Below are 26,488 nucleotides of genomic sequence, written 5' to 3'. Positions count from 1 at the left end.
CCTTACTGTTTTTCTTCAATCATCCGGCAGATACAGTCCGCCGTTTCTTCCAGCGTAAGATTGCTGTTATCCACCAGGACAGCGTCATCAGCCCGTTTCAGCGGACTGACAGCCCGATGGGAATCCATATCATCTCTGGCAGCAATGCTGGCTTCAATATCTTCCAGTGTTTCCGTACTGCCTTTTTCCTTTAATTCCAGGAACCGCCGTCTGGCCCGCGCCGCAACGGATGCCGTCAGATAAATTTTAAGATCTGCCCGGGGCAGGACTACCGTACCGATATCGCGGCCGTCCAGAATGACGCCTCCGCCTTTTGCCATGTCTCTCTGCAATTGTACCAGTTTTGTACGTACTACTGCAAGTGCTGCCACCTGGGAAACATGAGAAGAGATGAAAGGCGTGCGTATTTCTTCTGTTATTTCCTGTCCGTCTGCATAGACGCGGCATATATCTGCCCCGGGTTCCAGACGGATCTGGATGGAATCCGTCAGCTGGCGTACGGCCTGTTCATCCTCTATATCGACATGCCGTTCCAGCATGGCCCAGGTAAAGGCGCGATACATGGCCCCGGTATCGATATACAAATAGTGTAACCGATTTGCCACCATCTTCGCAACACTGCTTTTTCCTGCACCAGCCGGCCCGTCGATAGCAACCGTAATTTTTCTCATTCGTCTGCTTCCTCCTCTGCCGCAGCGCAGCCTGCCACATAGCCTGTCGAAAAAGCTGCCTGCAAATTATAGCCTCCCGTGAAGGCATCGATGTCTATCACTTCACCGGCAAAATAAAGGCTCCGGATTTTTTTTGATTCCATCGTCCCGGGATTGATTTCCCGCACGGATACGCCGCCGGCCGTTACAATGGCTTCTTCAATGGGACGCGTACCGGTCAGAGTCAGGGAAAAAGCCTGGAGTACCGTTACGAGATCCTGACGCTGGGTACGGGTAATCTGATTGATCAGCGTCTGTTCCGGGATTTCTGCCTGTCCGAGGACATAGGGAATCAGATGGCGTGGCAGCAGATCCTGCAGCCCATTGCCAGCCTGTTTGCGCAGATATTTTTGAAAATCCCGCTGTATCCGGGCGTCGAGCATTTCCGGTGTCAGCGCCGGTTTCAGGTTGATGCGCAGCTGCATGGGAAATTCCCATTTCGGTTTATGCGCTGCCTGACTGCTCAGCATGAGAATAACCGGTCCGGAAACGCCCGTATGAGTAAAGAGCATTTCCCCGAACTGGGAAGCCAGCTTTTTCCCATGCTTCCATAGAGAAACATCGACGTTCCGCAGCGATAGCCCGGCCAGGTCTTTCACCCACGTTTCTTCTGTCGCAAAAGGAATCAGAGAGGGTTTTAACGGAGTAACCGTATGGCCCAGCTTTCCGGCAAAGCGGAATCCGTCACCGCTGGAACCGGTAACGGGATAGGAAAGCCCTCCCGTCGTAATGATACAGGCATCTGCCGTATAGTTTCCCCGGTCTGTCCGGACTATGAATCCCGTATCAAGACGGCTCAGATCCAGCACTCCTTCACACAAATGAAGTTCCACATGCTGTTTCAGCAGCTGGTGATACAGGAGTTTGCGCACTTCAATGGCACTGTCCGACTGAGGAAAGACCCGGCCGCCCCGTTCTTCTTTCGTAGCCAGGCCCCATTGATGTACACACCGGAGGAGGTCTTCATTACTAAAAGCGCGGTAGGCGCTGAAGAGAAACTTTCCGTGCCCCGGCGTCCGGGCAATGAATTCTGTCATAGGCGCCGTATTGGTCAGATTGCAGCGGCCTTTGCCCGTAATACCCATCTTTTTCCCTACAATATCATTTTTTTCAAAAAGCTGTACGCTGGCTCCTCTGGAGGAAGCTGCCAGGGCAGCAAAGATGCCTGCAGCACCTGCACCGACGACTATAACCTGTTTCATCGTTACTAACACCTTATTTATATTTGTATAATTCCTTTATTTCTTCTGCCGTAAGAGGCCGGTAAGCCCCCCGCTTGACACCGCTCAAAGTCAGGAAGGCGTACTGTACACGCCGCAGATTATGCACTTTAAAGCCAAAATGTTCAAACATACGGCGTACCTGCCGGTTTCTGCCTTCGTGGATGGTAATTTCCACATTGGTGATACCGGTATGATTATCGTATCCATTATAGCAGACGATAGCCGGGGCTGTCATGCCATCTTCCAGTTCCACGCCGTCGGCCAGCTGCTGCAGTACCGTATCGGCAATATGGCCTTTGATTTTTACTTCGTAGGTCTTATCGACAAGCTTACTGGGATGCATGAGGATGTTGGCCAGTTCCCCGTCATTTGTCATGAGCAGCAGTCCTTCTGTATTCTGATCCAGACGGCCTACGGGATAAATCCGCTCCGTGATTTTCTTAAAATAATCCATGACCGTTTCACGGCCCTGGTCATCATGGGCAGTCGTAATGACGCCTTTGGGTTTATTGAACAGGTAATATAACTTTTTTTCTGCTTCCAGACGTTTTCCATCTACCAGTATGATGTCAGTTTCCGGATCTGCTTTCGTTCCCAGTTCCCGGATGATGACGCCATTGACCCGTACGCGGCCGTCGAGGATCATCTGTTCTGATGCCCGCCGCGAGGCGACGCCACAGTTACTCATTACCTTTTGTAAGCGTTCCTTCATGTTCTTCCTCCGTAGATATCTTCTCTTCTTGTTTTACTGTCTCTGCATCTGCTGCAGGTTCCTGCAGCAATTCTTCCGGAACCTGCCGGGCCAGATCGGACAGAGAATCCATGCCGATACATTCCAGGAAATATGCGCTGGTACCGTATATGATAGGACGGCCTGGCGTATCTTTCCGGCCCAGATCACGGATCAGCCCCTGCTGCAGCAGTGACGCTATCAGGCGTTCTGAAGAAACGCCCCGTATTTTTTCAATATCAGCCCGGGTCACAGGCTGCCGGAAGGCGATGATTGCCAGCACCTCCAGTGCCATAGGAGATAATTCGGCCGTCGTCTTATGGACCCACTGCAGTTCATCATGCAGCTCCGGCCGTGTAACCAGCTGATACCCTCCCGCTACCTGAATGAGAGTCAGTCCCCGTTTTTCATCGCGCAGAATAGCGGCGAGAGTATGTGCTGTCTGCTCTGCTTTCTCCTCGCTCCAGCCGGTATGGGTGCATAGTTCTGGCAGGCTGAGCGGCTGGCCGCTGAGAAACAGCAACGCTTCCAGTACCGCCGTCGGTTCATGATGCTCCGTGCGGGATATATCGCAGGGATGCTGCATTTCCATCCTCTCCTTCTGATAGTGTACAGCACCGGCCGATTTTCAGCAATTCCAGTACCGCCAGAAATACGACGACCAGTTCCGTTCTCGTACGGCAGCTTTGAAAAATCTGCCGCACCGGGACAGGCCGCAACGCCTGATGCAGGGCATATTCTACGCGCTGCATACATTCACTGACACTGTATATTTCCTGCTGTAGATGAATTTCTACAGTCTTCTTTTCAGGAAGCGCCTCGTAAACGGCCTGAAAAGCAGCATAGAGGGCTTTTTTATCAATACTGCCGGAAAATTGTTTTTCGAACGGCATCGGCGTCCGTTCCCTGCTTTCCATGAGCTGTCTCTTATCCCATAATTCCGCTACGACGGAAGCAATCTGCTTCATCCGTTTATATTCCACCAGCTGACGGATGAGCAGTTCCTGGGGATCTTCTTCCTCTTCCTCCAGTCTGGGCGGTTTAGGGAGCAGGAGCCGGGATTTTATCTGCAGCAGCGTAGCCGCCATGACAAAAAACTTGCTGGCATAATTGACATCGAAGGTATCGATCTGCCGGACATATTCATTGAACTGGTCTGTAATCGTAACGATAGGGATATTATAAATATCAACCTTGTTTTTTTCAATCAAATACAGCAGCAGGTCCAGTGGGCCTTCAAAATCCGATACTTTGTATCGATATTCTTCCATATATACCGCCAATTCCGTCATGAAAGAAGTACATAAAGCATAATTACAAAAAAGGCTTGGATTTACATCCAAACCTTTAAGTTGCCAGAGCCATCAGCCGAAACCCATCATGCTCAGTGCAATGTGTTGTTTAAATGGTGCCGGGGACCGGAATCGAACCGGTACGGATATTTCTATCCGACGGATTTTAAGTCCGTTGCGTCTGCCAGTTCCGCCACCTCGGCATGACGTAAAAGAAAATTAAAGAAAATTATGGAGGCGGCACCCAGAATCGAACTGGGGATGAAGGTTTTGCAGACCTCTGCCTTACCGCTTGGCTATGCCGCCATAATATGGAGCGGAAAACGAGGCTCGAACTCGCGACCCCCACCTTGGCAAGGTGGTGCTCTACCACTGAGCTACTTCCGCTTATGAGTGGTGCTCAGGGACGGAATTGAACCGCCGACACGGGGATTTTCAGTCCCCTGCTCTACCGACTGAGCTACCTGAGCAAATATGGCGACCTCGATCGGATTTGAACCGACGATCTTCGCCGTGACAGGGCGACATGTTAAACCGCTACACCACGAGGCCGTTTCATATATTCAAGGCTTAGTGCCTCGAACGAAAACAATTATACCATGTGCACTATGATTTGGCAAGTCTTTTTTCAAAAAACTTTTACATTAAACTTTTACATTACTCAGTTTCATCTAAAAAATACCCCTGCCAGTACTGGCAGGGGCTGTATTTCCTCTTATTTTGCATAATCAATCATCCGTGTTTCCCGGATGACTACCACTTTGATTTGTCCCGGATATTCCAGTTCTGCCTCGATTCGTTTCACAATGTTGTGGACGAGGAGGACACAATCGGCTTCATCCAGTTTTTCAGGCTTAACCATTACGCGGATTTCGCGGCCAGCCTGTATAGCAAAGCAATCTTCTACGCCATCGAAGGATTCTGCGATCTCTTCGAGTTTTGTAAGCCGCTTCAGATAATTTTCCAGTGTTTCCCGTCTTGCTCCCGGCCGTGCTGCCGAAACAGCATCCGCTGCCGAAACGAGGACGGCTTCTACGCTCTTCGGTTCTTCATCACCATGATGCGATGCAATACAATTGACCACCAGTTTGGATTCGCCATATTTCTTGGCGACTTCTGTCCCGATGGATACGTGAGTCCCTTCCATTTCATGGTCCAGCGCTTTGCCGATATCATGAATCAGGCCGGCCCGCTTGGCGAGGTTTTCATCTACACCCAGTTCAGCGGCCATGACACCTGCCAGCTGGGATACTTCGATAGAATGGCGCAGGACATTCTGGCCATAACTCGTACGGTACCGGAGACGGCCCAGTATCTTGACCAGTTCCGGATGCAGCCCATGCACACCCGTTTCATACGTCGCCTGTTCACCGGCTTCGCGTATTTTCTGGTTGACTTCCTTACGGGCTTTTTCTACCATTTCTTCTATCCGTGCCGGATGAATACGCCCATCAGCAATCAGTTTTTCCAGTGCAATCCGGGCTACTTCACGACGAATAGGATCAAAACAAGACAAGATGACAGCTTCCGGCGTATCGTCGATGATCAGATCTACACCGGTCAGTGTTTCAATGGCCCGGATATTACGGCCTTCACGCCCGATGATACGGCCTTTCATTTCATCATTGGGCAGTGCCACTACAGAAACAGTCGTTTCCGCCACGTGGTCAGCAGCGCAGCGCTGAATAGCCGTAGAAATGATTTCACGGGCTTTTCCTTCCGCTTCTTCTTTGGCTTCTTCTTCCAGGCTCTTGATGAGCATAGCCGTTTCGTGCTTCACTTCTGTCTTTACGTTGTTCAGCAGGAGTTCTTTGGCATCATCATAGGTAAGACCGGAAATACGTTCCAGTTCTTCCATCTGCTGGCTGTGCAGCAACTCGATTTTTTCCTGTGTCCTGGTAATTTCTTCTTCCTTGCGCTGCAGAGCTTCATCGCGTTTTTCCATGGAATCGGATTTCTTATCCAGATGTTCCTCTTTTTGCAACAGGCGCCGTTCCATGCGCTGCAGTTCGTTTCTGCGTTCCTTGTTTTCCCGTTCCGCATCACTGCGCAGCTTATGGATTTCTTCCTTCCCTTCGAGGACCAATTCCTTTTTCCGTGATTCTGCATTCTGCCGTGCCGTAGAAATAATGCGTTCCGCTTCTACTTCCGCCTTTCCGATTTTGCCTTCGGCAATCTTCATGCGGTAGAAGTAGCCCGTCCCGACACCGATGATTCCACAGGCTACGGCTGCAGCAATAATCGCTAACATATTCAGTTTTCACCCCCTTTTCACCATAAAAAGCCGAACATGCGTCCGGCTTTTTATATGTGTAATTATTTCATTTACATCATTTTCAAAAAACCTGCAATTATGCAAAATATATGACCAGTATAGAAAACCGGCTCCTATAATTGTAAATTTTTTTTATACTGATGTCAAGTTAAACTCATAGGCCGTATGAACAAATTATAAGCCATCCAACGGCATAATATCCATGTTTTACCAACCCCGGTCACTGAGGATTTCCCTGATGACAGAAGGTGAAAAACCGCGGTACTGGAGAAACCGGGCTATCTTGCGGGGATCGGTCCCGTCTTTGAAACGCCGGGATACCAGTTGTTCCGCCACAGCCGGTTCATCGACGCGGGGCGTATCTTCCGGCATCGGGAGCTGCCGCTTCTGCAGCCGGCTGACGATATAGCGGTGCCCATACTGCCCTTTACGGGCATAATAGGCATACACTGCCTCTGCCAGGCGCTGGTCATCGACAAAATGCTCCTGCCGCAGTGTCTCCAGGACTTCATCGATGACCTCATCACCGGTATGGCGGACTTTAAGCTTACGGCGCAGTTCTCCTTCGCTGAGAAAGCGGACATTCAGCAGACGCAGTGCCCTGGCATAAGCTTCATTATAATCCATTATCAAACTTCTCCGGAAGATTCTGTCAGTGTATCATCTGTTCCGGCTTCTTCTGCTTCATGGACTTCTTCGACGACAGCATCAAATTTTTCCGGTTCTGCCGCCAGCGTATCACGGATGATATGTTCCACTTCATCGGCAATTTCCGGATGTTCTTTCAGGAACAGTTTGACATTTTCCTTGCCCTGTCCCAGCCGTTCTCCCTTATAGGAATACCAGGTCCCGCTCTTTTCGATGATATCCATAGAAGATCCCAGATCGAGAATAGTCCCTTCCCGCGAAATCCCTGTTCCATACATGATATCGAATTCACAGTTACGGAATGGCGGTGCTACTTTATTTTTGACGACTTTTACCCGTGCCCGGTTGCCAATGACTTCACCGCCCTGCTTGATAGCTTCTCCCTTGCGGATTTCCATGCGGATTGAGGCATAAAACTTGAGAGCCCGGCCGCCTGTCGTCGTTTCCGGATTGCCGAACATGACGCCGACTTTTTCGCGGAGCTGGTTGATAAAAATGACGATGGCCTTGGATTTGGAAATGATGCCCGTCAGTTTACGCAGTGCCTGACTCATGAGGCGCGCCTGCAGACCTACGTGGGAATCGCCCATTTCCCCTTCGATTTCCGCTTTCGGTACCAGGGCTGCTACAGAGTCCACGACGATAATATCGACAGCGCCGCTGCGGACGAGTTCTTCCGTAATTTCCAGAGCCTGTTCCCCGTTATCCGGCTGGGAAACGAGCAGATTGGCCGTATCGACACCGAGATGGCGGGCATACACCGGATCGAGAGCATGTTCCGCATCGATAAAAGCGGCGATACCGCCACCTTTTTGTGCCGAGGCAATGGCGTGGAGAGCCAGTGTCGTTTTCCCCGACGATTCCGGTCCGTAGATTTCAATGACCCTGCCACGGGGATATCCTCCGACACCGACAGCCAGATCGACGGCAAGAGATCCCGATGAAATGACTTCCAGATTCATTTTATCGGCTATGTCACCAAGGCGCATAATAGCCCCTTTGCCAAAATCCTTTTCAATTTTACGCATAGCATTTTCCAGTGCTGTTTGTTTTGCTTCCATAATTTACTCCTGTTCTGTATGTTCCAAAAGATACTGAACGGCATAATAGACGGCCCGTGTTGCGGCACGGCGCTTCACTTCTTCCCGGTCACCGGGATACACGTTTTTATGGGTTACCGTTCCCCATGGGCCGGCAATCCCCGTATAGACCAGACCAACAGGTTTTTCTTCACTGCCGCCGGATGGTCCGGCTATCCCTGTCGTACTAATGGCCAGATCTGATCCATACAGGCGGCGGCTGCCATCGGCCATTTCGGCAGCCGTCTGGGGACTGACTTCTGTATAGGCAGCCAGCGTATCTGCCGATACGCCGAGAATGTGTTCTTTCATGGCATTGCAATAAGTGCCGGCCGATCCAAGGAAGTAGGCTGAACTGCCGGCCACATCCGTGATCAGGGACCCTACCAGCCCTCCCGTACAGGATTCTGCCGCGCTGACCGTAAGTTTCTTTTCCTTCAGGATCCGTCCCAGAAGGGCTGACATCGTTTCCTGATTATAGGTTACGGCTGTGCGGTGGAGCCGTTTCTGCAATTCCTGCCGTACTGGTTCCATCAGTGCCTGCGCCTCTTCTTCCGTCTGTGCCCTGGCAGTTACGCGGACCTCCACAAAACCGGGCCGTGCGTACATGGCCAGTGTCGGATTGGACTGCCCCTTAATAAGGTCCATCAGCCTGTCTTCAATAAAGGCTTCTCCCATATCATAGATTTTGATATACAGAGATTCAATATATCCCTGGGAACCAAACGTCCTGAGCAGGTACGGTTTCAGACGGTGTTCAAACATCCAGCGCATTTCCAGCGGCGGGCCTGGCAGATGGACCAGCAGCTTTTCTCCTTTTTTCAGTGCCGTACCCGGAGCTGTCCCGGCGCCATTGGAAAAAATGACGGCACCTTCGGGAATCATGGCCTGCCGCTTCTGATTTTCTGTCAGTTTCCGTTCCGGATGATGAGCCGTGACCCACTGTCCGATTGCTTCGGCAATCTCTTCATGATACACGAGGGGTACTCCCATGACTCTGGCACCGATGATTTTTGTCATGTCACCCTGTGTCGGGCCGAGGCCCCCTGTCGTTATCACGATGTCAGCCCGCTGCAGGGCCGTACGAAGTACGCCTTCCATGCGTTCCGGATTATCCCCTACTGTCGTATGATATATGACAGAATACCCGAGAGCATTCAATTCCCGCGAAAGATACCGGGAATTTTCATTGACGATTTCACCCAGAAGCAGTTCTGAGCCAGTCGTCACCACTTCGACAAACATAGTGTCACCTCATCATTCAGCCCGTTCTGCAACCAGATCATAGGCAAATCCCTGGGAAATCCGTACGGGGATCATATCCCCGGGCTGTACGCCTTCTGCATTTTCCAGATAAGTCAGTCCATCTACATCGGGGGCCTGGATTTCAATGCGCCCGACGGCCTGGCAGACCCCCTGTTCCTCTTCTACCCGTTCGACGAGCATCGTATGAAGGGAACCTTCCAGTTCCTGATTGCGATGTTCCGATACTTTGGCCTGAATGGCCATGAGCTGATGATATCGTTCTTCTTTGACTTCTTCCGGAACCTGATTGTTCATACGGGCTGCCGGTGTCCCGTCTTCCCGGCTGTAGGTAAAGACGCCTACATCATCAAATTCCGTTTCTTTGACAAAGTCACAGAGTTCACGGAATTCTTCTTCTGTTTCGCCGGGAAAGCCCACGATGAACGTAGACCGCAAGGTCAGCTTCCGGCCATGACTGCATAATTTCTTCATGAGATGCCGTACATCGTCTTCCGAATCGCGGCGGTTCATGCGTTCCAGGACAGACTGGGAAATATGCTGCAGCGGCAGATCGACATAGGGACAGATTTTATCCTCTTTGACAATCAGTTCCATCAGTTCATCCGTAAAATAATGAGGATAGAGATAAAACAGTCGGATCCAGCGGATACCGTCGATAGTTACCAGACGGCGCAGCAGATCCGGCAGCAGGGAATGGCCGGCCAGATCGACACCATAGCTGGTCGTATCCTGTGCAATGAGATTGATTTCTTTTACGCCTTCAGAAGCCAGCTGCTGTACTTCTGCCACGACGGAATCGACAGGGCGGCTGTATAACCGGCCCCGGACATGGGGGATAATGCAGAAGGAACAACCGTTATTGCAGCCTTCCCCGATTTTGACGTAGGCACTGTACGACGGCGTCGTACGCAGTCGGCTCGTATTTTGATTGTACAAATGGCTGACATTATCCATGAAACAGGCTTTTCTGCCTTTCTTTACGGTATCGATGGCATCCCAGATCCGGTCCCATGAACCCGTACCCAGCAGAGCATCGATTTCCGGCATTTCCTTCATCAGTTCTTCTTTATACTGCTGGCTCAGACATCCTGTCACGATCAGTATCCGGCACCGGCCTTCTGTTTTATACCGGGCCGCCTGAAGAATCGTATCGATGGATTCCTGTTTTGCTTTTTCAATAAACGTACAGGTATTGACGATGATGATATCCGCTTCTTCCAGATCATCGGTGATTTCCATATGACGGTCCCGCAGAATGCCCAGCATCACTTCTGTATCGATGAGATTTTTTGAACAGCCCAGACTGACAAACCCAATTTTTTCCATGTATCTTATGGTTCCTTTCCAAATCGAATAGTTTTAATCCACCAATCCTGTACATTTTTCCTGCCCTGATCCGTATACAGTTTGCGGACTGGGAAAAGCACAGGATACCGGTTGCGTCCATCTAATTCTTTCGGCAGCACGTCACTGGCTGTCGTCAGGAACAGCGTATTCTGATGCAGGAGCGTAAGAGCGCTCCGCGACAACAACCAGTCAGCAAAGACCGGGGCCAGTTCCCAATCGGTACACCATTTCGTCGTGCCCCGGCCGTAGAGCCAGTATGATGTCCCGTCCTGGGGATACAGCATGACAACCGGTGCTTTGTCCCGCAAAAACTGCCGGACCGTCATGGCACTGGCAACGCCCATATCGGCTTCACCGGCCGCGACGCGGCGCACGATGGGCGACATCGTCTTGGCATATGATGCAATATGGGGCTGCAGAGCCTTGAAGTACCGGCTGGCTTCGGCTGTCCCGGCAACCTCTACATAGGAACAGAGGAAGTCGCCTGCCATATCCGTCGCTGCCAGATCAGGAAAAGCCAGAACCATTTCCGGATCGGTCAGCAGATCATTCCATGTTTCCAGTTCATTGCCACGGCGTTCATAATACGCCCGGCTCACGACGAAAACCATGGGATCATACCAGGCGCCCGTCCAATATCCGTCAGCGTCTTTAAATGCATAGGGAACGCTTTCCGTAGCCAGTGACGCGTAGGGGACGAATACAGAGGCCTGTTGCAGATCTTTCAATACTGGTTCAGACGCAATGACCATATCCGGCCCGGCATCAGACGCCACATCGTCAGCCAGTGCCTGCAGTTCGTCATCTGTCCGCGTTTCAATCTGCACCCGCAGACCCGTATCTTTATAAAAGGTCCTGGCCAGGGCACTGTTTACATCGGCAGGCATGTCGGAATATACGACTAAGTGCCGTTCTGCCCGGTACGCTTCCTGCGCTTTTTCTTCCTGCTGCTTTTCCAGTAATATATTGCTGAATCCCAGCACAGCCAGTACAAACAGTACGATAGCCAGTGTCGGTAAATATTTTTTCATGAAATCACCTGAATCCATGACGCTGCCGTTTTTGCGGCGTTCTGCCCTTTTGGCCTGACTTTCCGGGCCGGCGTTTCCCTGTCATTCCCGGAGCCTTTTCCATCCGCGCTTTTCCCGGCCGGTGGGGAGGAATCAGACAATGGCTGCCGTAGCCGATCAGATCCCGCCTTCCCGCAACGCACAACGCCTTGTAGACAATATCATAATTAGCAGGATTTTTGTACTGCATAAGAGCACGCTGCATCTGTTTTTCTTCCGGGCGCCGGGCCACGTAGACTTTTTCACCGGTCAGCGGATTCATGCCCGTGTAATACATGGCCGTCGAGAGGCTCCCCGGAGTGGGGATGAAATCCTGTACCTGTTCGGGCTGCATATGCATATCCCGCAAAAACTCTGCCAGGGTGATGGCATCGGCAAGAGTACAGCCCGGGTGACTGGACATAAAGTACGGTACGAGATACTGTTTCTTTCCCAGTTTGCGATTGGCTTCGTCAAACCAGTTTTTAAAAGTCAGAAAGGCATGTACATCAGCCTTTCCCATCAGGTCCGTTACGTGTTTTACGACGTGTTCCGGTGCCACTTTCAGCTGGCCGCTGACGTGATACCGGCACAATTCTTCTACAAATTTTTTATTATGATCTGCCAGAAGATAATCATAGCGCAGTCCGGAACGGACAAATACTTTTTTGACGCCGGGTACACGGCGGATTTCCTGCAATAATTTCAGATAATCGTCATGGGACGTATCCAGATTGGGACAGGTTTCACTGCCGATGCAGTGACGGTCCCGGCACACGCCGGCTGTCAGCTGTTTCTGACAGGCCGGATGACGGAAATTCGCCGTCGGTCCGCCCACATCATGGATATACCCTTTAAACCCGGGAAGATGGGTCATATGCACGGCTTCCCGGATCAGGGATTCATGACTGCGGTTCTGGACGATCGGCCCCTGATGACTGGTAATAGCGCAAAAATGGCAGTGCCCGAAACAGCCCCTGTGGCTGGTCAGACTGAATTGCACTTCATGCAGGGCCGGTACGCCGCCGCAGGCATCGTAATCGGGATGCCACCGCCGTGTAAAAGGCAGTTCATAGACGGCATCCATTTCTTCCGTCGTAAGGGGCAGAGCCGGCGGAGTCTGGACGACATAACGGTTTTCCGATGGCTGTATGATCGTCCGGCCATAGAAAGGGTCCTGCTCCTCATACTGTATTTTAAAGGCTCTGGCAAATGCTTTTTTGTCTTCCTTCACTTCTTCATAGGACGGGCAAAGTACGGTTTTTTCCGATATAGGCGGCCGGCTGGTCACATAGCAGATGCCGCGGATGTGATACATTTCTGCTACGGTCTTCCCCTCTGCCAGGGCATCGGCAATTTCCACAACAGAATGTTCACCCATACCATAACTCAGGATATCTGCCTTGCTGTCCAGAAGTATGGAATGACGTACTTTGTCGGACCAGTAATCATAATGAGCAAAACGGCGCAGACTGGCCTCAATGCCCCCGATGATGATGGGGACATCCTTATAGGCCTCGCGCATCCGGTTGGCATATACGATGGTGGCCCGTTCCGGCCGTTTCCCCGCTATGCCTCCCGGCGAATAGTTATCGGTGCTGCGGAACTTTTTAGCCGCTGTTTTTTCATTGAGCATGGAATCGAGATTGCCTGCTGTAATCAAAACCCCCAGACGGGGCCGTCCCAGGGCTTTGAATGGTTCCGCGCTATGCCAGTCCGGCTGGGAGATAATCCCCACGCGGTAGCCGCGGCTCTCCAGCACCCTGCCGATTACAGCCGCCGCAAAGCCGGGATGATCTACATAGGCATCGCCATTGATATATACAAAATCCAATTGGTCCCAGCCGCGCCGTTCCATATCGGCCCGGCTGGTCACCAGAAATTCCTCGTTCATATGTTTCCTCTTTTATAAAAGTAACCAGATAATGAGCAGCAGAAACAAAATAATCCCCGACAAAATGGTAATACCCTGCCATTTGCTCTGCCGGTTCCGTTCTTTCTGCCGTTCTTCCCTTCCTGCCCGTTCCGGGTTCTCTGCCACAGGGCGCACTTCCGGTTTCGGTTTTCTCGCCACGACATCCTTTTTATAGGCTGTAACCAGTTCTGCGCCGTCCAGTCCCAGATACTCTGCATAGGTCCGGATGAACCCTTTGACGAAGACGGCACCGGGGATGACATCAAAATTTTCCTTTTCCAGGGCATCGAGATAGGCTTCCTTTATATTGACAGCATCGGACACTTCTTTCAGTGTACGTCCCTGCTGTTCCCTTTCCTGCTGTAACACTCTGCCGATAGAAGACAAAGAACCGCCCCCTTATACTGAGCATGCCTGCGCATACATAGTTAATTATATACTATTCCCGGAAAAAATGATATCACGTATCCTTATGGAAGAATTTTTCCTGTACTTCCGCCGGTGACATGATGATTTCCCGGGGCTTCTTATTTCCTTCATTGGGACCGACTATTCCCATGGCTTCCATAGTATCGATCATGCGGGCCGCCCGGGTAAATCCGACACGGAACCGGCGCTGCAGCATGGAAGAAGATGCCTGTCCCGTCTCAAGGACCATATCGATGGCCTGGGGCATCAGTTCATCTTCAAAAAATCCGGCCGTGTCCCCGCTGCTTTCACCGGAGGACTGCTGGATCGATTCATCGTACTTCGGTTCTGCCGTGTTCTGATTTTTTATGAACGTGACCAGCTGTTCGATTTCTGCATCCGAAATGAATGCTCCCTGCACCCGGATTGGTTTTGGGGCACCCGTCGGGAAGTAAAACATATCGCCGTTGCCAATCAGTTTTTCAGCGCCGCCCATATCCAGGATAGTACGGGAATCGGTCTGGCTGGAGACGCGGAACGCGATGCGGCTCGGAATATTGGCCTTGATGAGGCCGGTGATGACATCGACGGAAGGACGCTGGGTAGCCAGGACCAGATGCATGCCACAGGCCCGGGCTTTCTGCGCCAGACGGCAGATGGAATCTTCCACGTCACTGGAGGCCGCCATCATGAGGTCTGCCATTTCATCGATGATGATGACCACATACGGCATGGCTTCATCGGGATATTTTTCATTGAAACTCTTGATATCGCGGGCAAAGCCCTGGGAAAACCGCTTATAGCGGTCATCCATTTCCCGGACAGCCCAGCGCAGTGCATTGGCTGCTTTTTTGGGGTCCGTGACGACCGGTGTCATCAGATGGGGAATGCCATTGTATACAGACAGTTCGACGACCTTCGGGTCGATCAACACGAGTTTGACATCTTCCGGACGCTGCTTAAACAGGATACTGGCAATGAACGTGTTAATACAGACACTCTTGCCGGACCCGGTCGTACCGGCGACGAGGAGGTGGGGCATCTTGGTCAGATCGGCAATGACCGGATTCCCGGCAATATCTTTGCCCAGACTTACGGGTACGCCGCTAGCGGCATTCTTAAATTCATTTGTATCGAGGACATCGCGCAGGTTGACCCCTGTACGTGTTTTATTCGGTACTTCAATGCCCACGGCAGCCTTTCCGGGAATCGGTGCTTCAATAAAGACCTGTGTCGCCGCCAGATTTAAGGCGATATCATCGGCCAGACCGACAATCCGGCTCACGCGTACCCCCGCTGCCGGTTCCAGTTCATAACGGGTGACCGAGGGGCCCTGACTGGCATTCGTCACTTTAGCTTCAATATTGAAACTTTTCAGCGTTTCCTGCAGAATGACGGCATTCTGGCGGGCTTCTTCACTCAGCCCTTCAGCCAGGGGCTTCCCCGGTCTGAGCAGGCTTATCGACGGAAGGCGATACGTATTTTCTCCTTTGGCTGCAGGAACTGCCGAATGGCCCCGGGGTGCCACATCGACGGCAGTAGACTGGGCATCGATTTCAACCGGCTTCAGGTCGGCCAGTTCTTCCTGCAGGACATCCCGGACAGGCTGGCATACTTTTTGCCGTTCATCCTGCTGTACTGATGTATCTTCCGGTTCTGCATCACTATCATCAGCCGGTGTCCCTTCCGGCGGGAGTACGGCCGGTGCCGCCGAAACAGGAGATATATTGAGCTCCTGCGGCAGCCCCGGTATGAATTCTTCCTCTTCCGTCAGCGTCGCTCTTTCTTCAGGCGTAAAATCGACACGCTGGCCATGGGGCAGGCTGTCTCCGTCACGCTGGTCTTCTGCCCGCAGCGGTTCTGTCTCTGCCGCACCTTCCCTGTCGGCAGCCACCGTATCTGAAGCTTCTGCCGATTCTGTCTTTTCTTCCTGTTCCTCTTTTTCAAGGTCAAAGATATGATGATGTTCGTGCCACTGCTGCATGGAACGGGATGCTTCCTGCAGGCCCTCTACGGCCTTATCGGATACGCGGGATACTTCTTCCGACGCCTTATCCGAAACCAGTGCCACGGGCCGGGAAATAGACCATTTTTTCCATACGAGCAGCGTTACGATTCCTAAGGCCACAACGACCAGAACGGCGCCAAACTCGCCGAGAAAGGAGCGCAGCAGGGAGGCCACGACAGCGCCGGCGGCACCGCCTCCGACACGCAACATAGCCGGCATGAACTCTGCACCCTGGGGTATAAACAAAAGATGAATAAGACCCAGAAACAGCACAAAGAGCACGCCGCCTGCCAGCCAGTTCTTCGTGAGGGGCCAAGCCTTGCGCAAAATAATATATTTTAGGCCCAGGACGACCATAGAGAGAGTAAAAACGATCCGGCCCATGCCGAATATATAGGACAGGATACCATCAATACTGTGGCCGGCACTGCCTGTATCAATCCCGATAATACCCACCGTCGTGAAAATACCGCAGCACAAAAGGACAATGCCGAAAATCTCATATTTCAGCAGCGATGGTTCTGTATTTTTTTTCTTCGTTGTACGGCGCACGCCCTTTCCCGAAGCCTTGCGGGGCCGGGATTTCGTCGTACGTTTTGTTTTCCCTTGTGCCAACCCTTTCACCTTCCAAACCACATATACATTCTGATTTATTTTCCATTACCGCAGCGTTTGTGCCATTCTTCCGCCATGGCGTTCTCTTTTCCATGATCCGTTGCTTCATAGTACTGCCGGTCTCTGAGCGGATCTGGCAGATACTGCTGCTGTACCCAGCCGCCGGGATAATCGTGGGGATACTTATATCCCTTCCCATGTCCCAGAGCGGAAGCGCCCTGATAATGGGCATCGCGGAGCCAGGCCGGGATATCTCCACAGCCGCCATGACGGACATCCTGCAGGGCATGATCGATAGCCATGCAGGCACTATTGCTCTTGGGTGCGCAGGACACGTAAATGACAGCTTCCGATAAAATAATCCGCCCTTCCGGCCAGCCGACAAGCTGTACAGCCTGTGCCGCCGCGTTGGCCACTACCAGTGCCTGAGGATCTGCCAGTCCCACATCTTCTGCTGCACAGATGACCAGCCGCCGGGCAATGAAAGAGGGCTGCTCCCCTGCTTCTATCATACGGGCCAGATAATGAAGGGCCGCATCGGGATCAGAACCGCGCATGCTCTTGATAAAGGCGGAGACTGTATCATAGTGGGCATCTCCCTGTTTATCATACGTGTACAGTGTATGGCCCATTACTTTTTCTACCGTTTCTTTTGTCAGTCTGCCACCTTCCGGTACGAGCATGCAGGCCTGTTCCAGCAGGTTCAGTCCGGCACGGGCATCACAATCCGCCCCGTCGGCCAGGAGCTGTAATAGTTCTGTATCAGCCTGTATGTGCAGGCGTCCCAGCCCTTTTTCCGTGTCTGTCAGGGCCCGCTGCAGCACCTTTGCAATATCCTCCCGTCCCAGGGGCGAAAATGTAAGGACACGCAGACGTGACAAAAGCGGCCGGTTCACTTCAAAATACGGGTTTTCTGTCGTAGCCCCGATAAGAATGACCGTGCCGTCTTCTACATATGGTAAAAGTACGTCCTGCTGGCTTTTATTGAAGCGGTGTATTTCGTCAATAAAAAGGATGGTCCGCTTCTGATACATCTGTATGGCATCCCTGGCTTCCTGTATGACCTTGCGCAGTTCCGCTGTTCCGGCCGTCACGGCATTGACTTTGACAAACCGGCTGTGCGTCGCATGGGCTATCACGTGGGCCAGCGTCGTCTTTCCAACGCCGGAAGGTCCATAAAAGAGAAGACTGGGCAGCGTATCCTTTTCGATCATGACCCGGAGAAAACTGCCCGGGCCGATCAGGACATCCTGCCCGCAGATTTCATCCAGCGTTTCCGGCCGCATGCGTACGGCAAGAGGGGCCAGAAGAGGCTGCTGTTCTTCTGCTGCCAACGAAAATAAATCGTCTCCGTTCATTTGTTCTCACCTGCTGTAAATAGAAAGCCGCCAAGATAACTTAGCGGCACTAAATCTTCGCAATGAATTATACAGAAAAAGAAGCCCCACCATGCCGTTTATAAACCAAGTTTTGAGCCTGCCTGAGCAGGTGGGTGTCCTCCTATGGAGTTCGACAGTCCAGTGAAGGCATTGCCTGGCAGCCATAGAGCCCGGACTCCCAATGTAAAAGATGTTGGTTCAAAACACGAGATCATTTTACGAACACAGTAGGGTTTTCTCTTGCATTTAGTATAATCAAATACATAGAAAAAATCAAGACTTGACATATAATTTACTGTATATTCCTCTGAAACAGGGATATTTTGCAGATTGACAATTGAATATCCGCCTGTTTCTCCGTATAATAATACTTGATTTTTCTTCTATAGAAAGGATTCTGTCATGAGAAAAAAATATTTCTTTTTTGATATCGACCGTACGCTGGGACTCGATATTTCCCAAATCATCCCGGCAGATACGGTATACTCGGGAGTTTGACACTTGCAATAAAAGAAAAACGCTGCGAAGCCAGTAAAATGGCTTATTTTTTTGTCAATTTTTCCATCTTTTTCTTGAGTAATGTTTGAGTAATGTGTTATAATATGGATAGGAGGTGGATGCTGTGCGTCTTAAAATCTCTAAATCCAAACATGCCCAGTCGTTATATGTTATCCGCTCTACCTATGTCAATGGCAAACATTCTTCCAAAGTGGTCGAAAAACTCGGAACCTATGACGAATTAAAGAAATTACACCCGGATCCCATTGCCTGGGCAAAAGAATATATCCAATCATTGAATGAACAGGAAAAAGCAGCAAGCCGCGATGTTATTCTTCGATTCAAACAATCCAAATCATTACCCAAAGATCGTCGCCGTCTGATGTGCGGGGGATATCTCTTTTTACAACAACTGTATCATCAGCTCCGGTTTCCTCAGCTATGTGAATCCATTGCCAGACGACATAAATTTCAGTTTAATCTGGACGCCATTCTTTCCCGCCTTATCTATTCCCGTGTTCTCTATCCGTCTTCCAAAGTCAGTACATTCCAGTTTTCCCAGATGCTCCTCGAACCACCGGACTTCCAGCTCCACCAAATCTATCGGGCCCTGGGGATTCTGGCACAGGAATCCGACTTTATACAGGCCCAGTTATATCGGACTGGCACGGAGTTGGGAAACCACAATAACCGTATCTTGTATTATGATTGTACAAATTTCTTTTTTGAGATTGAACAGGAAGACGGATTTCGCCAATATGGCCCTTCTAAAGAGCATCGTCCCAATCCGATTGTAGAGATGGGATTGTTTCTGGATGGGGATGGGATTCCACTGGCGTTCTGTATCCATAGCGGGAATACCAATGAACAGGTTACACTGCAGCCGCTGGAAGAAAAAATCCTGCGTGATTTTTCTCCCTCCCAGTTCGTTGTTTGTACCGACAGTGGATTGTCGTCTCTATCTAACCGTCAGTTCAACACGAAAGGTGGAAGGGCGTTCCTGACGACACAATCCCTGAAAAAATTAAAGGGACATCTGCGTCAATGGGCTCTGAACCCCAAAGGCTGGCATCTTTGCGGATCTTCTGACCGGAACGAATACAATCTGGATGATATCAATGCCTGTGATGCTGCCGACCCGGAAGATAATCCCTATCGGTCCCAGACCTTTTTTAAAGAACGATGGATAAACGAAGATGATTTAGAACAGCATCTCATCGTAACCTTTTCCTTAAAATACAAGCATTACCAGCAGCATATCCGGAATCAACAGATACAGCGTGCCTGCCAAGCCATGGAGACTCATGTATCCTCCTTAAAGAAGTATCATGCCAATGACTTTAAACGGTTCATAAAGAAGACACGAATCACCCCTGATGGGGAAGTGGCAGAAAAAGAAGTCTATACCTTGGATCAGGAACGGATTGAACAGGAAACAAAATTTGATGGATTCTATGCTGTCTGTACCAGTCTGGATGATGCACCGCAGGATATCATCCGGCTGAACCAGAGACGATGGGAAATCGAGGAATCCTTCCGAATCATGAAAACAGAATTTAAGGCCCGTCCCGTTTATTTATCCCGGGAAGACCGTATCCGGGCTCATTTCCTTATTTGTTTTCTTTCTTTGATGATATATCGATATCTGGAAAAGAAAACGCACTATGCTTTTACTACAAAGGAATTAATCACAGGAATCCGGAACTTAAACTTTTTAGAAACCCCTACGGGAGATTATATCCCCACCTATACACGAACGGATGTAACCGATGCCTTACATGAAGCATTTGGTTTCCGAACAGATTACGAAGTCTTAAGTGCGTCTCAAATGAAAAAAATTATAAAGGCCAGTAAACCGTAAAAAAAGTACTCAAAATTTACACCAAATAAAAAAGGCTCGAAGCCCGTATTTACTAGGGTTTCAAGCCTTTTACTATTTTTTAAGTGTCAAAGATGGGAGTATAATACAAGAACACAGAAATGTCACAGTTATTTAAACAAATTTCATGTAAATCCAACTCCAATGTATATGCCTTTTCCATCAAATCATTCCACTTGTACAGGAGTTATCAAAAAAAGAGCACCCAGGAAATTTTCCTAGGTGCTCTCTGTCCAGTAATCTGGCGGAGTGAGAGAGATTCGAACTCTCGCAGGCCTTACGACCTCTAACGATTTAGCAAACCGTCCTCTTCAGCCTCTTGAGTATCACTCCATATGCAACTGACTAGATTAGTATACACGTTTTTGTATTATCTGTCAAGGGATATTTCCTGACAAGAGCAGGCGGATCCTATTGAAACGGCTCCGCTCCTGCCAGGACAGTATTCACGGCATTGATGTATTCTGCCTATTTTCCTTCTATGGCTTTATTCAGTCGTTCTATCTTCCCATCCATCATATTCGTATATCCGGGACGGATATCGGCTTTCAACACAACAGAGGTACGGATTCCCTTATCAGTAAAATACTGGGTCGCCTTTTTGACGACGGCCATGACATCATCCCATTCTCCTTCGATTTCCGTAAACATAGAGTACGTATGGCACTTCAGGCCCGAATTACGGATAATTTTAACGACTTCTGCCACATAAGGCGCATATTCGTCACCAGTACCACTGGGAGCAATGCAGACAGCTACAAGTGTATTCATAATAAAACCCTCCTCATAAAATAATGATTCTGTCTTCATTATAAACGATTCGGCACACTTGTCCAGTCTGTATACACTGCTTAGAATGGGTATGAAATAGTTTGTTCTATCAGGTCAGGCGCATCGGAAAAGGCGGTATGGGCAATACTGTCGTTGTCATCGCCAAATATAATGGTACCGGAAATCGTCCGGCCCGAAAGAATCATAGGAATCCAGATAACGTCCGCTTTCCACATTTCACCATAAGGAAGCGAAGAGAGAGAAAACCAGCGCGGTTCCATTTCTTCAGAAGCCGTTACGGTGCCCTTCCAGTCGTGAAGAAGGTAAACATACCCAATATGATCATACGCAGGCTCAGCAGGAAAGCGGAAATCCAGATAGGCCACCAGTTGCAATGCTGCTTCGTCTGCTGTCAGATGACACTCCTCATAAAGCTCCCGTATGGCACAGGTCCGGAATGTTTCTCCCTTTTCTATTTTTCCTCCGAATCCATTCCATTTAGAAACACCAAATCCCCGTTTTTTCCGACCCAGGAGGATCTGTCCCCTTGCGTTGACAGGGAAGCATAAGGTAGTAGGACGCATAGTCTGAACCAGCCTCCTTATTTTCCCTTTTTCTTCATATTCTTGAAATATTCGTGTTCTTTATTTAATTCCTGCAAAATCGTATTAATTGTCCAGGAAATATTCGTTGGCGTAACCATAGCTTTGAGAGGGATATTCTTCAATCTGCCCCGGCGGATAGCATCCAGAAGAAGATTGACAGTCTGGTTCGTAAACCCGCAGAGAACAATGGCTTCTTTGGTTACAGGAGGTAATTCGCCGTCTTCTTCCGGCGTATGTTCCACGGTCTGTTCTTGTGCATCGCCTTTCATCGCAGCAATTTCAGCTACTTCTTCTTCCGTAAGGCCAAGGACTTTGCCGACCGTCTCCTCTTTTTCCTCTTCCGTTACAGCTTTTACCTGTGATTTAGTCAACATTCCCAGAAGTTTGAGTTGTTTTAACCGGTCCGGAGTAAAATTTACAGCCAGAATCATTTTAAATGCCATCGTATTCTCCCCTTTCTTATCAAAAAAGCCGCTGTGGAACAAACCACAGCGGCCGTGCATCCCATTCGTTTATCCCATTGGGGATTTTTCCGTTGAGATTAAACTAATTCGATGATAACGATCGGAGCTGCATCACCCTGGCGCGGGCCTTTCTTAATGATGCGGGTATAGCCGCCCTGGCGATCTTTATATTTCGGTGCAATTTCATCAAACAGCTTTTTAACTACATCTTCGTCCATCAGATAAGCGAGTACCTGGCGGCGTGCATGAAGGTCACCCCGTTTGGCAAGGGTAAGCATTTTTTCAGCCATCTTGCGGAGTTCTTTTGCCTTTGCTTCCGTGGTTTCAATGCGTTCATGCTGGAACAAAGAGGTAACAATGCTGCGCAATAATGCTTTACGCGCAGAGCTGTCGCGTCCTAACTTTCTATAAGCCATCGTTCATCCTCCTAAAACTATTCTTCGTCACTTGATTTTAAATCGTAACCTTCTTTACGCAACTTTTCGATGATTTCATCGACAGACTTCTTGCCCAGGTTACGGATTTTGGCAAGATCGTCTTCTGTCCGTTCCGTCAGATCGGCCAGCGTATAAATATTGGCCCGTTTGAGGCAGTTGGAAGCGCGTACGGAGAGGTCAAGAACATCGATTTTAACTTTATCCAATTCAGGACCTTCTTCTACTACTTCTTCTGAATTTTCTGTATCAGTAAACTTGGCCATGGATTCATTAACTTTATCATCAGTTGCGATATCCTGGAAATAATTCAGGTAGCTGATCATAATGGATGCAGCTTTGGCTACGGCATTTTCTGCCGTGATGCTGCCATTCGTTGTCACCTCAAGAGTCAGCGAATCATAATCCATTTCATTGCCAACCCGGACATTGCCTACTTCATAATTCGTACGAACGACAGGAGAGAAGATAGAGTCAATAGGAATGACCCCGATCATATCCGTATCCTTTTTGTTTTTCGTAGACGGTACATACCCTTTGCCTCGTTCAATATGGCACTGCATGTGGATATGGGCATCTGTATCGAGAGTAGCAATATGAAGTTCCGGGTTCAAAATTTCTACGTCTGTATTTACGTCAAGATCTTTTGCGGTAAATTCGCATTCGCCATTAACATCGATGGTGATATCGGCTTCGTCGATATCATCATTTGTGAACTTCATGCAAACCTGTTTCAGATTCAGGATGATGTCCGTTACATCTTCTCGGACACCGGGGATGGTCGAAAATTCATGCAGCACGCCGTCAATCTTGATAGACGTGATGGCAACGCCATCCAAAGAGGCCAGAAGAATGCGCCGCAAACTATTACCCAATGTGATTCCGTAACCTCTGTCCAGAGGTTCGCATACGAATTTTCCGTATTTGCCGTCATCGCTTTTTTCTGCGATTTCAATCTTGAACTTGCTGTCATCTATCATTAGGAAAATCCTCCTATATCAGAATCAAAACAACTTGGTCAAAAGCGCGGACAATTATACGCGTCTACGTTTAGGCGGACGGCAGCCATTATGAGGAATCGGTGTTACGTCTTTGATGGAATTGACTTCCAGGCCAGCAGCCTGCAGAGCACGGATAGCGGCTTCACGGCCGGAACCAGGTCCTTTAACAAATACTTCAACAGAGCGAAGGCCGTGTTCCATAGCAGCTTTGGCAGCAGTTTCAGCAGCCATCTGAGCAGCAAACGGGGTGCTCTTGCGGGAACCACGGAAACCCATTTCACCAGCGCTTGCCCAGCTGAGTGCATTACCCTTAGGATCGCTGATGGTGACAATCGTATTATTGAAAGTAGAACGGATATGAGCTGCACCCGATTCTACGTGTTTCTTTTCTTTTTTCTTATTGCTTCTTACATTATTCTTAGCCAAAATCGTTTCCCTCCTTACCTAAAATTATTTTTTCTTGCCTGCGATTGCTTTGCGCGGGCCTTTACGTGTACGGGCATTGGTTTTCGTACGCTGACCACGAACAGGCAGACCTGCACGATGACGTTTGCCGCGATAGGAATTGACTTCAATCAGTCGTTTTACGTTCAGAGCAGTTTCACGGCGAAGGTCACCTTCTACTTTGTAATCAGAACCGATGACTTCACGGATTTTCTGCACTTCATCTTCTGTCAAATCGCGAACGCGGGTATCGGGATTGACACCGGTTTTGGCGAGGATTTCCTGAGAGGAAGACAGGCCAATACCATAAATATATGTTAAACCAATTTCAACACGTTTGTCACGTGGTAAATCTACACCGGCTATACGTGCCATCTATTCATTCACCTCCTGAATATTAACCTTGTTTCTGTTTATGTTTCGGATTTTCGCAAATAACCATAACACGGCCTTTGCGTTTAATGATTTTGCATTTTTCGCAAATTTTCTTAACCGACGGTTTTACTTTCATAATTAACCTCCTGCGTAATCAAGCCTATTTGAAGCGATACGTAATACGGCCACGATTCAGATCATACGGTGTCAGTTCCATCGTAACCCGGTCGCCTGGCAGGATACGGATGAAATTCATCCGCATTTTGCCGGAAACATGGGCCAGCACGATGTGATCATTTTCCAATTTAACCTTGAACATGGCATTTGGCAGCGCTTCTACTACAACGCCTTCCACTTCAATGACATTTTGCTTAGACATGTGTTACCTCCCTGGTAGATTCAACACCGGCCCGTTTCAGGACGGACCGTATCCATTCGTTGCTGATTCGTACGGAACCAGCGTCCATACCGGATACGCTCGTTCCTAAAACCTGAAGATGCCGGTAATTCTTTTTCTTCGGCTTCTCCACATGATACTTACGACCGTCTGCAATCCATACGTAGGGAGCAGTAAGACTGCCCGTGACTACATACACAGCGCCCTTATCTTTTCCGGCAAGGCTGAGTACAACCGTACCGGCAGGAATCAGCGGCTTATCCATGTGACGGAAGTGTAAGAATATCGGGGCCATTTTCCGTGATAGCAACGGTGTGTTCAAAATGAGCTGCCGGTTTGCTGTCACGGGTTACGACGGTCCAGCCATTCTTGAGCTGGTGCGTCTTTTCTGTACCCATACAGATCATCGGTTCAATAGCCAGTACCATACCCGGTTCGAGCAGTTCTCCGTGCCCGGCCAGACCATAATTTGGCACTTCCGGATCTTCATGCATATCCGATCCGATACCATGTCCGACATAGTCCCGGACGACGCCGTATCCAAAGGATTCAGCGTAGGCCTGAACGGCGTGACCAATATCACCGAGATGGTTGCCAGCTACAGCCTGTTCGATGCCTTTATACAGGCATTCTTTTGTCACCTTCAAGAGCTGAAGTGTTTTCGGGTCCACATGGCCAATAGGTAATGTAACCGTCGAGTCACCATGATACCCGTTTTTGTTTACTACCAAATCGATACTGATTATGTCGCCATCTTTAAGCTTGCGGTGGCCGGGAATCCCATGAACGACTTCTTCATTCACGCTGGCACAGATAGTAGCCGGGAATCCATAATAGCCTTTGCAGCTCGGGAAGGCCCCCTGACTGCGAATGTATTCTTCACAGCGCTGGTCAAGTTCACCCGTAGTCACACCCGGTTTTGCCAGTTCTCGCATCAATTCCAGCGCATCGGCGGTAATCCGGCCTGCTTCACGAATATACTCAATTTCCCTTTTCGATTTTAATATAATCATTCTTATTTACTCTTTTCAAGGCTGGCTACAATATCGCGGAATACATCTTCCATGCTCTGTTTTCCATCTACTTCGATGTAGAGATTGGAATTTTTATAGTAATCGATGAGCGGTTTCGTCTGGGCAGCATAGACGCTGAGGCGTTTTTTAACTGTTTCGACTTTGTCGTCATCGCGCTGATATAATTCGCCACCACATTTATCGCAAACATTCTTCACTTTGGAAGGTTCGAATACAATATGATAGGTTGCACCACATTTACGGCAGATCTGACGGCCCGTCGTCCGTTTGATGAGTTCTTCATCGGGAACGGCAATATTAATGACACCATCAAGCTTGATTCCCAGATCGCGGAGAATCGCATCGAGGGAGACAGCCTGACTGGTTGTACGGGGGAATCCGTCGAGAATAAAGCCTTTCTTGCAGTCATCCTTGGCAAGACGTTCTTTGACGATGCCTACTGTAACAGCATCGGGAACGAGCTGTCCGTTATCCATGTACTTCTTTGCTTCCAAGCCGAGAGGAGTCTGTTCCTTTACAGCTGCACGGAACATGTCGCCCGTGGAGATCTGAGGAATACCATACTTGTCAATCAGGCGTTCGGCCTGTGTGCCTTTGCCGGCCCCGGGAGGGCCCATTAACAGAATATACATTCAAACTACC

Annotated in this window: 28 protein-coding genes, 6 tRNA genes and 1 other RNA gene; 1 reads left to right on the top strand and 34 read right to left on the bottom strand. The window is 49.6% G+C overall.

Annotated elements, in window-relative coordinates:
• Positions 1-2 precede the first annotated feature (2 nt).
• From cmk to ssrS, 21 genes are all read right to left on the bottom strand, one after another.
• Positions 3-671 carry a (d)CMP kinase gene (gene cmk, locus DW949_RS03860; RefSeq protein WP_118021941.1) on the bottom strand — a complete coding sequence of 223 codons (669 nt, stop codon included), beginning with the start codon at positions 669-671 and terminating at the stop codon, positions 3-5.
• The gene (locus tag DW949_RS03855) at positions 668-1,912 is read right to left on the bottom strand and encodes an NAD(P)/FAD-dependent oxidoreductase (RefSeq protein WP_118021940.1); all 1,245 of its coding nucleotides are present in this window, start codon (positions 1,910-1,912) and stop codon (positions 668-670) included. Before DW949_RS03855 ends, cmk begins: the two co-directional genes overlap by 4 nt.
• Positions 1,913-1,925: 13 nt before the next feature.
• Entirely contained in the window at positions 1,926-2,645 is a 720-nt protein-coding gene (locus DW949_RS03850) for a pseudouridine synthase (protein WP_118021939.1), read from the bottom strand.
• Positions 2,614-3,255, bottom strand: coding sequence for an SMC-Scp complex subunit ScpB (gene scpB, locus DW949_RS03845; RefSeq protein ID WP_118021938.1), 642 nt, complete (start codon positions 3,253-3,255; stop codon positions 2,614-2,616). Before scpB ends, DW949_RS03850 begins: the two co-directional genes overlap by 32 nt.
• Entirely contained in the window at positions 3,209-3,934 is a 726-nt protein-coding gene (locus DW949_RS03840) for a ScpA family protein (RefSeq protein WP_118022030.1), read from the bottom strand. Before DW949_RS03840 ends, scpB begins: the two co-directional genes overlap by 47 nt.
• A 135-nt stretch (positions 3,935-4,069) precedes the next feature.
• Positions 4,070-4,158 (bottom strand) — tRNA-Leu (locus tag DW949_RS03835).
• A gap of 29 nt (positions 4,159-4,187) precedes the next feature.
• Positions 4,188-4,261, bottom strand: a tRNA-Cys gene (locus DW949_RS03830).
• A 6-nt stretch (positions 4,262-4,267) separates the two neighbouring features.
• A tRNA-Gly gene (locus DW949_RS03825) sits at positions 4,268-4,342 on the bottom strand.
• A 7-nt stretch (positions 4,343-4,349) separates the two neighbouring features.
• Positions 4,350-4,425, bottom strand: a tRNA-Phe gene (locus DW949_RS03820).
• Positions 4,426-4,430: 5 nt separating this feature from the next.
• A tRNA-Asp gene (locus DW949_RS03815) sits at positions 4,431-4,507 on the bottom strand.
• Between the two features lie 163 nt (positions 4,508-4,670).
• A complete protein-coding gene (rny, locus tag DW949_RS03810; protein ID WP_118021937.1) occupies positions 4,671-6,206 on the bottom strand; it encodes a ribonuclease Y in 1,536 nt (511 codons plus the stop codon).
• 231 nt (positions 6,207-6,437) lie between these two features.
• Positions 6,438-6,857 carry a regulatory protein RecX gene (locus DW949_RS03805; RefSeq protein ID WP_118021936.1) on the bottom strand — a complete coding sequence of 140 codons (420 nt, stop codon included), beginning with the start codon at positions 6,855-6,857 and terminating at the stop codon, positions 6,438-6,440.
• Between the two features lie 2 nt (positions 6,858-6,859).
• The gene (gene recA / locus DW949_RS03800; protein WP_118021935.1) at positions 6,860-7,939 is read right to left on the bottom strand and encodes a recombinase RecA; all 1,080 of its coding nucleotides are present in this window, start codon (positions 7,937-7,939) and stop codon (positions 6,860-6,862) included.
• Between the two features lie 3 nt (positions 7,940-7,942).
• On the bottom strand, positions 7,943-9,202 hold the full coding sequence (locus tag DW949_RS03795; protein ID WP_118021934.1) for a competence/damage-inducible protein A: 1,260 nt from the start codon (positions 9,200-9,202) through the stop codon (positions 7,943-7,945).
• A 12-nt stretch (positions 9,203-9,214) separates the two neighbouring features.
• Positions 9,215-10,549, bottom strand: coding sequence for a 30S ribosomal protein S12 methylthiotransferase RimO (rimO, locus tag DW949_RS03790; protein ID WP_118021933.1), 1,335 nt, complete (start codon positions 10,547-10,549; stop codon positions 9,215-9,217).
• Between the two features lie 5 nt (positions 10,550-10,554).
• A complete protein-coding gene (locus DW949_RS03785; protein ID WP_118022029.1) occupies positions 10,555-11,601 on the bottom strand; it encodes an ABC transporter substrate-binding protein in 1,047 nt (348 codons plus the stop codon).
• A gap of 4 nt (positions 11,602-11,605) precedes the next feature.
• On the bottom strand, positions 11,606-13,513 hold the full coding sequence (locus tag DW949_RS03780) for a YgiQ family radical SAM protein (protein WP_118021932.1): 1,908 nt from the start codon (positions 13,511-13,513) through the stop codon (positions 11,606-11,608).
• A gap of 12 nt (positions 13,514-13,525) precedes the next feature.
• Entirely contained in the window at positions 13,526-13,921 is a 396-nt protein-coding gene (locus DW949_RS03775) for a RodZ family helix-turn-helix domain-containing protein (RefSeq protein ID WP_118021931.1), read from the bottom strand.
• 73 nt (positions 13,922-13,994) lie between these two features.
• A complete protein-coding gene (locus DW949_RS03770; protein ID WP_118021930.1) occupies positions 13,995-16,565 on the bottom strand; it encodes a DNA translocase FtsK in 2,571 nt (856 codons plus the stop codon).
• A gap of 35 nt (positions 16,566-16,600) precedes the next feature.
• Positions 16,601-17,923 carry a replication-associated recombination protein A gene (locus DW949_RS03765; RefSeq protein WP_118021929.1) on the bottom strand — a complete coding sequence of 441 codons (1,323 nt, stop codon included), beginning with the start codon at positions 17,921-17,923 and terminating at the stop codon, positions 16,601-16,603.
• 79 nt (positions 17,924-18,002) lie between these two features.
• A non-coding RNA gene (gene ssrS / locus DW949_RS03760) (6S RNA) lies at positions 18,003-18,181 on the bottom strand.
• A gap of 385 nt (positions 18,182-18,566) precedes the next feature.
• On the opposite strand from ssrS, the gene DW949_RS03750 reads away from it, so the two are divergent.
• Positions 18,567-20,303: an IS1634 family transposase gene (locus DW949_RS03750; protein WP_118021928.1), complete on the top strand. Its 1,737-nt coding sequence runs from the start codon at positions 18,567-18,569 to the stop codon at positions 20,301-20,303.
• A 260-nt stretch (positions 20,304-20,563) separates the two neighbouring features.
• Here the strand turns inward: DW949_RS03750 and DW949_RS03745 are convergent.
• From DW949_RS03745 to DW949_RS03685, 13 genes are all read right to left on the bottom strand, one after another.
• Positions 20,564-20,654: transfer RNA gene (locus DW949_RS03745), tRNA-Ser, on the bottom strand.
• A 135-nt stretch (positions 20,655-20,789) separates the two neighbouring features.
• Entirely contained in the window at positions 20,790-21,092 is a 303-nt protein-coding gene (locus tag DW949_RS03740; RefSeq protein WP_118021927.1) for an MTH1187 family thiamine-binding protein, read from the bottom strand.
• Positions 21,093-21,172: 80 nt separating this feature from the next.
• Positions 21,173-21,676, bottom strand: coding sequence for an 8-oxo-dGTP diphosphatase (locus DW949_RS03735; protein ID WP_118021926.1), 504 nt, complete (start codon positions 21,674-21,676; stop codon positions 21,173-21,175).
• Positions 21,677-21,693: 17 nt separating this feature from the next.
• Positions 21,694-22,140: a DUF3783 domain-containing protein gene (locus DW949_RS03730; RefSeq protein ID WP_199595733.1), complete on the bottom strand. Its 447-nt coding sequence runs from the start codon at positions 22,138-22,140 to the stop codon at positions 21,694-21,696.
• A 98-nt stretch (positions 22,141-22,238) separates the two neighbouring features.
• A complete protein-coding gene (rplQ, locus tag DW949_RS03725) occupies positions 22,239-22,577 on the bottom strand; it encodes a 50S ribosomal protein L17 (protein WP_059076116.1) in 339 nt (112 codons plus the stop codon).
• A 17-nt stretch (positions 22,578-22,594) separates the two neighbouring features.
• Positions 22,595-23,575 carry a DNA-directed RNA polymerase subunit alpha gene (locus DW949_RS03720; protein ID WP_118021925.1) on the bottom strand — a complete coding sequence of 327 codons (981 nt, stop codon included), beginning with the start codon at positions 23,573-23,575 and terminating at the stop codon, positions 22,595-22,597.
• Between the two features lie 54 nt (positions 23,576-23,629).
• Positions 23,630-24,022 (bottom strand): 30S ribosomal protein S11, encoded by a 393-nt coding sequence (gene rpsK, locus DW949_RS03715; RefSeq protein WP_059076114.1) that lies wholly within the window; start codon positions 24,020-24,022, stop codon positions 23,630-23,632.
• Between the two features lie 24 nt (positions 24,023-24,046).
• Positions 24,047-24,415, bottom strand: coding sequence for a 30S ribosomal protein S13 (gene rpsM, locus DW949_RS03710; protein WP_118021924.1), 369 nt, complete (start codon positions 24,413-24,415; stop codon positions 24,047-24,049).
• Positions 24,416-24,437: 22 nt separating this feature from the next.
• Positions 24,438-24,551: a 50S ribosomal protein L36 gene (rpmJ, locus tag DW949_RS03705; protein WP_007391661.1), complete on the bottom strand. Its 114-nt coding sequence runs from the start codon at positions 24,549-24,551 to the stop codon at positions 24,438-24,440.
• Positions 24,552-24,575: 24 nt separating this feature from the next.
• The gene (gene infA / locus DW949_RS03700) at positions 24,576-24,794 is read right to left on the bottom strand and encodes a translation initiation factor IF-1 (protein WP_118021923.1); all 219 of its coding nucleotides are present in this window, start codon (positions 24,792-24,794) and stop codon (positions 24,576-24,578) included.
• Complete coding sequence (locus DW949_RS03695; RefSeq protein WP_118021922.1) at positions 24,787-25,077, bottom strand: KOW domain-containing RNA-binding protein; 291 nt, start codon at positions 25,075-25,077, stop codon at positions 24,787-24,789. The genes infA and DW949_RS03695 overlap by 8 nt, the downstream gene beginning before the upstream one ends.
• Positions 25,070-25,825: a type I methionyl aminopeptidase gene (gene map, locus DW949_RS03690; protein WP_118021921.1), complete on the bottom strand. Its 756-nt coding sequence runs from the start codon at positions 25,823-25,825 to the stop codon at positions 25,070-25,072. The genes DW949_RS03695 and map overlap by 8 nt, the downstream gene beginning before the upstream one ends.
• 2 nt (positions 25,826-25,827) lie before the next feature.
• Entirely contained in the window at positions 25,828-26,478 is a 651-nt protein-coding gene (locus DW949_RS03685; RefSeq protein WP_118021920.1) for an adenylate kinase, read from the bottom strand.
• Positions 26,479-26,488: the final 10 nt, after the last annotated feature.

It is taken from the genome of Megasphaera sp. AM44-1BH (assembly GCF_003467125.1).
Lineage (GTDB): Bacteria > Bacillota > Negativicutes > Veillonellales > Megasphaeraceae > Megasphaera.
The sequence above is the reverse complement of the archived record's forward strand: the minus strand, read 5'-3'. Positions and strand labels throughout refer to the sequence as shown.

Excerpts from the sequence above, each read along its gene's own strand:
- DW949_RS03850 (WP_118021939.1), bottom strand. The coding sequence starts at position 2,645 with ATGAAGGAACGCTTACAAAAGGTAATGAGTAACTGTGGCGTCGCCTCG.
- DW949_RS03780 (WP_118021932.1), bottom strand. The coding sequence starts at position 13,513 with ATGAACGAGGAATTTCTGGTGACCAGCCGGGCCGATATGGAACGGCGC.
- rpmJ (WP_007391661.1), bottom strand. The coding sequence starts at position 24,551 with ATGAAAGTAAAACCGTCGGTTAAGAAAATTTGCGAAAAATGCAAAATC.
- DW949_RS03730 (WP_199595733.1), bottom strand. The coding sequence starts at position 22,140 with ATGGCATTTAAAATGATTCTGGCTGTAAATTTTACTCCGGACCGGTTA.
- DW949_RS03735 (WP_118021926.1), bottom strand. The coding sequence starts at position 21,676 with ATGCGTCCTACTACCTTATGCTTCCCTGTCAACGCAAGGGGACAGATC.
- DW949_RS03855 (WP_118021940.1), bottom strand. The coding sequence starts at position 1,912 with ATGAAACAGGTTATAGTCGTCGGTGCAGGTGCTGCAGGCATCTTTGCT.
- scpB (WP_118021938.1), bottom strand. The coding sequence starts at position 3,255 with ATGGAAATGCAGCATCCCTGCGATATATCCCGCACGGAGCATCATGAA.
- recA (WP_118021935.1), bottom strand. The coding sequence starts at position 7,939 with ATGGAAGCAAAACAAACAGCACTGGAAAATGCTATGCGTAAAATTGAA.
- DW949_RS03720 (WP_118021925.1), bottom strand. The coding sequence starts at position 23,575 with ATGATAGATGACAGCAAGTTCAAGATTGAAATCGCAGAAAAAAGCGAT.
- DW949_RS03685 (WP_118021920.1), bottom strand. The coding sequence starts at position 26,478 with ATGTATATTCTGTTAATGGGCCCTCCCGGGGCCGGCAAAGGCACACAG.
- DW949_RS03785 (WP_118022029.1), bottom strand. The coding sequence starts at position 11,601 with ATGAAAAAATATTTACCGACACTGGCTATCGTACTGTTTGTACTGGCT.
- DW949_RS03765 (WP_118021929.1), bottom strand. The coding sequence starts at position 17,923 with ATGAACGGAGACGATTTATTTTCGTTGGCAGCAGAAGAACAGCAGCCT.
- rimO (WP_118021933.1), bottom strand. The coding sequence starts at position 10,549 with ATGGAAAAAATTGGGTTTGTCAGTCTGGGCTGTTCAAAAAATCTCATC.
- rplQ (WP_059076116.1), bottom strand. The coding sequence starts at position 22,577 with ATGGCTTATAGAAAGTTAGGACGCGACAGCTCTGCGCGTAAAGCATTA.
- infA (WP_118021923.1), bottom strand. The coding sequence starts at position 24,794 with ATGTCTAAGCAAAATGTCATTGAAGTGGAAGGCGTTGTAGTAGAAGCG.
- DW949_RS03805 (WP_118021936.1), bottom strand. The coding sequence starts at position 6,857 with ATGGATTATAATGAAGCTTATGCCAGGGCACTGCGTCTGCTGAATGTC.
- rny (WP_118021937.1), bottom strand. The coding sequence starts at position 6,206 with ATGTTAGCGATTATTGCTGCAGCCGTAGCCTGTGGAATCATCGGTGTC.
- DW949_RS03695 (WP_118021922.1), bottom strand. The coding sequence starts at position 25,077 with ATGGATAAGCCGCTGATTCCTGCCGGTACGGTTGTACTCAGCCTTGCC.
- DW949_RS03740 (WP_118021927.1), bottom strand. The coding sequence starts at position 21,092 with ATGAATACACTTGTAGCTGTCTGCATTGCTCCCAGTGGTACTGGTGAC.
- cmk (WP_118021941.1), bottom strand. The coding sequence starts at position 671 with ATGAGAAAAATTACGGTTGCTATCGACGGGCCGGCTGGTGCAGGAAAA.
- DW949_RS03795 (WP_118021934.1), bottom strand. The coding sequence starts at position 9,202 with ATGTTTGTCGAAGTGGTGACGACTGGCTCAGAACTGCTTCTGGGTGAA.
- rpsM (WP_118021924.1), bottom strand. The coding sequence starts at position 24,415 with ATGGCACGTATAGCCGGTGTAGATTTACCACGTGACAAACGTGTTGAA.
- DW949_RS03840 (WP_118022030.1), bottom strand. The coding sequence starts at position 3,934 with ATGGAAGAATATCGATACAAAGTATCGGATTTTGAAGGCCCACTGGAC.
- map (WP_118021921.1), bottom strand. The coding sequence starts at position 25,825 with ATGATTATATTAAAATCGAAAAGGGAAATTGAGTATATTCGTGAAGCA.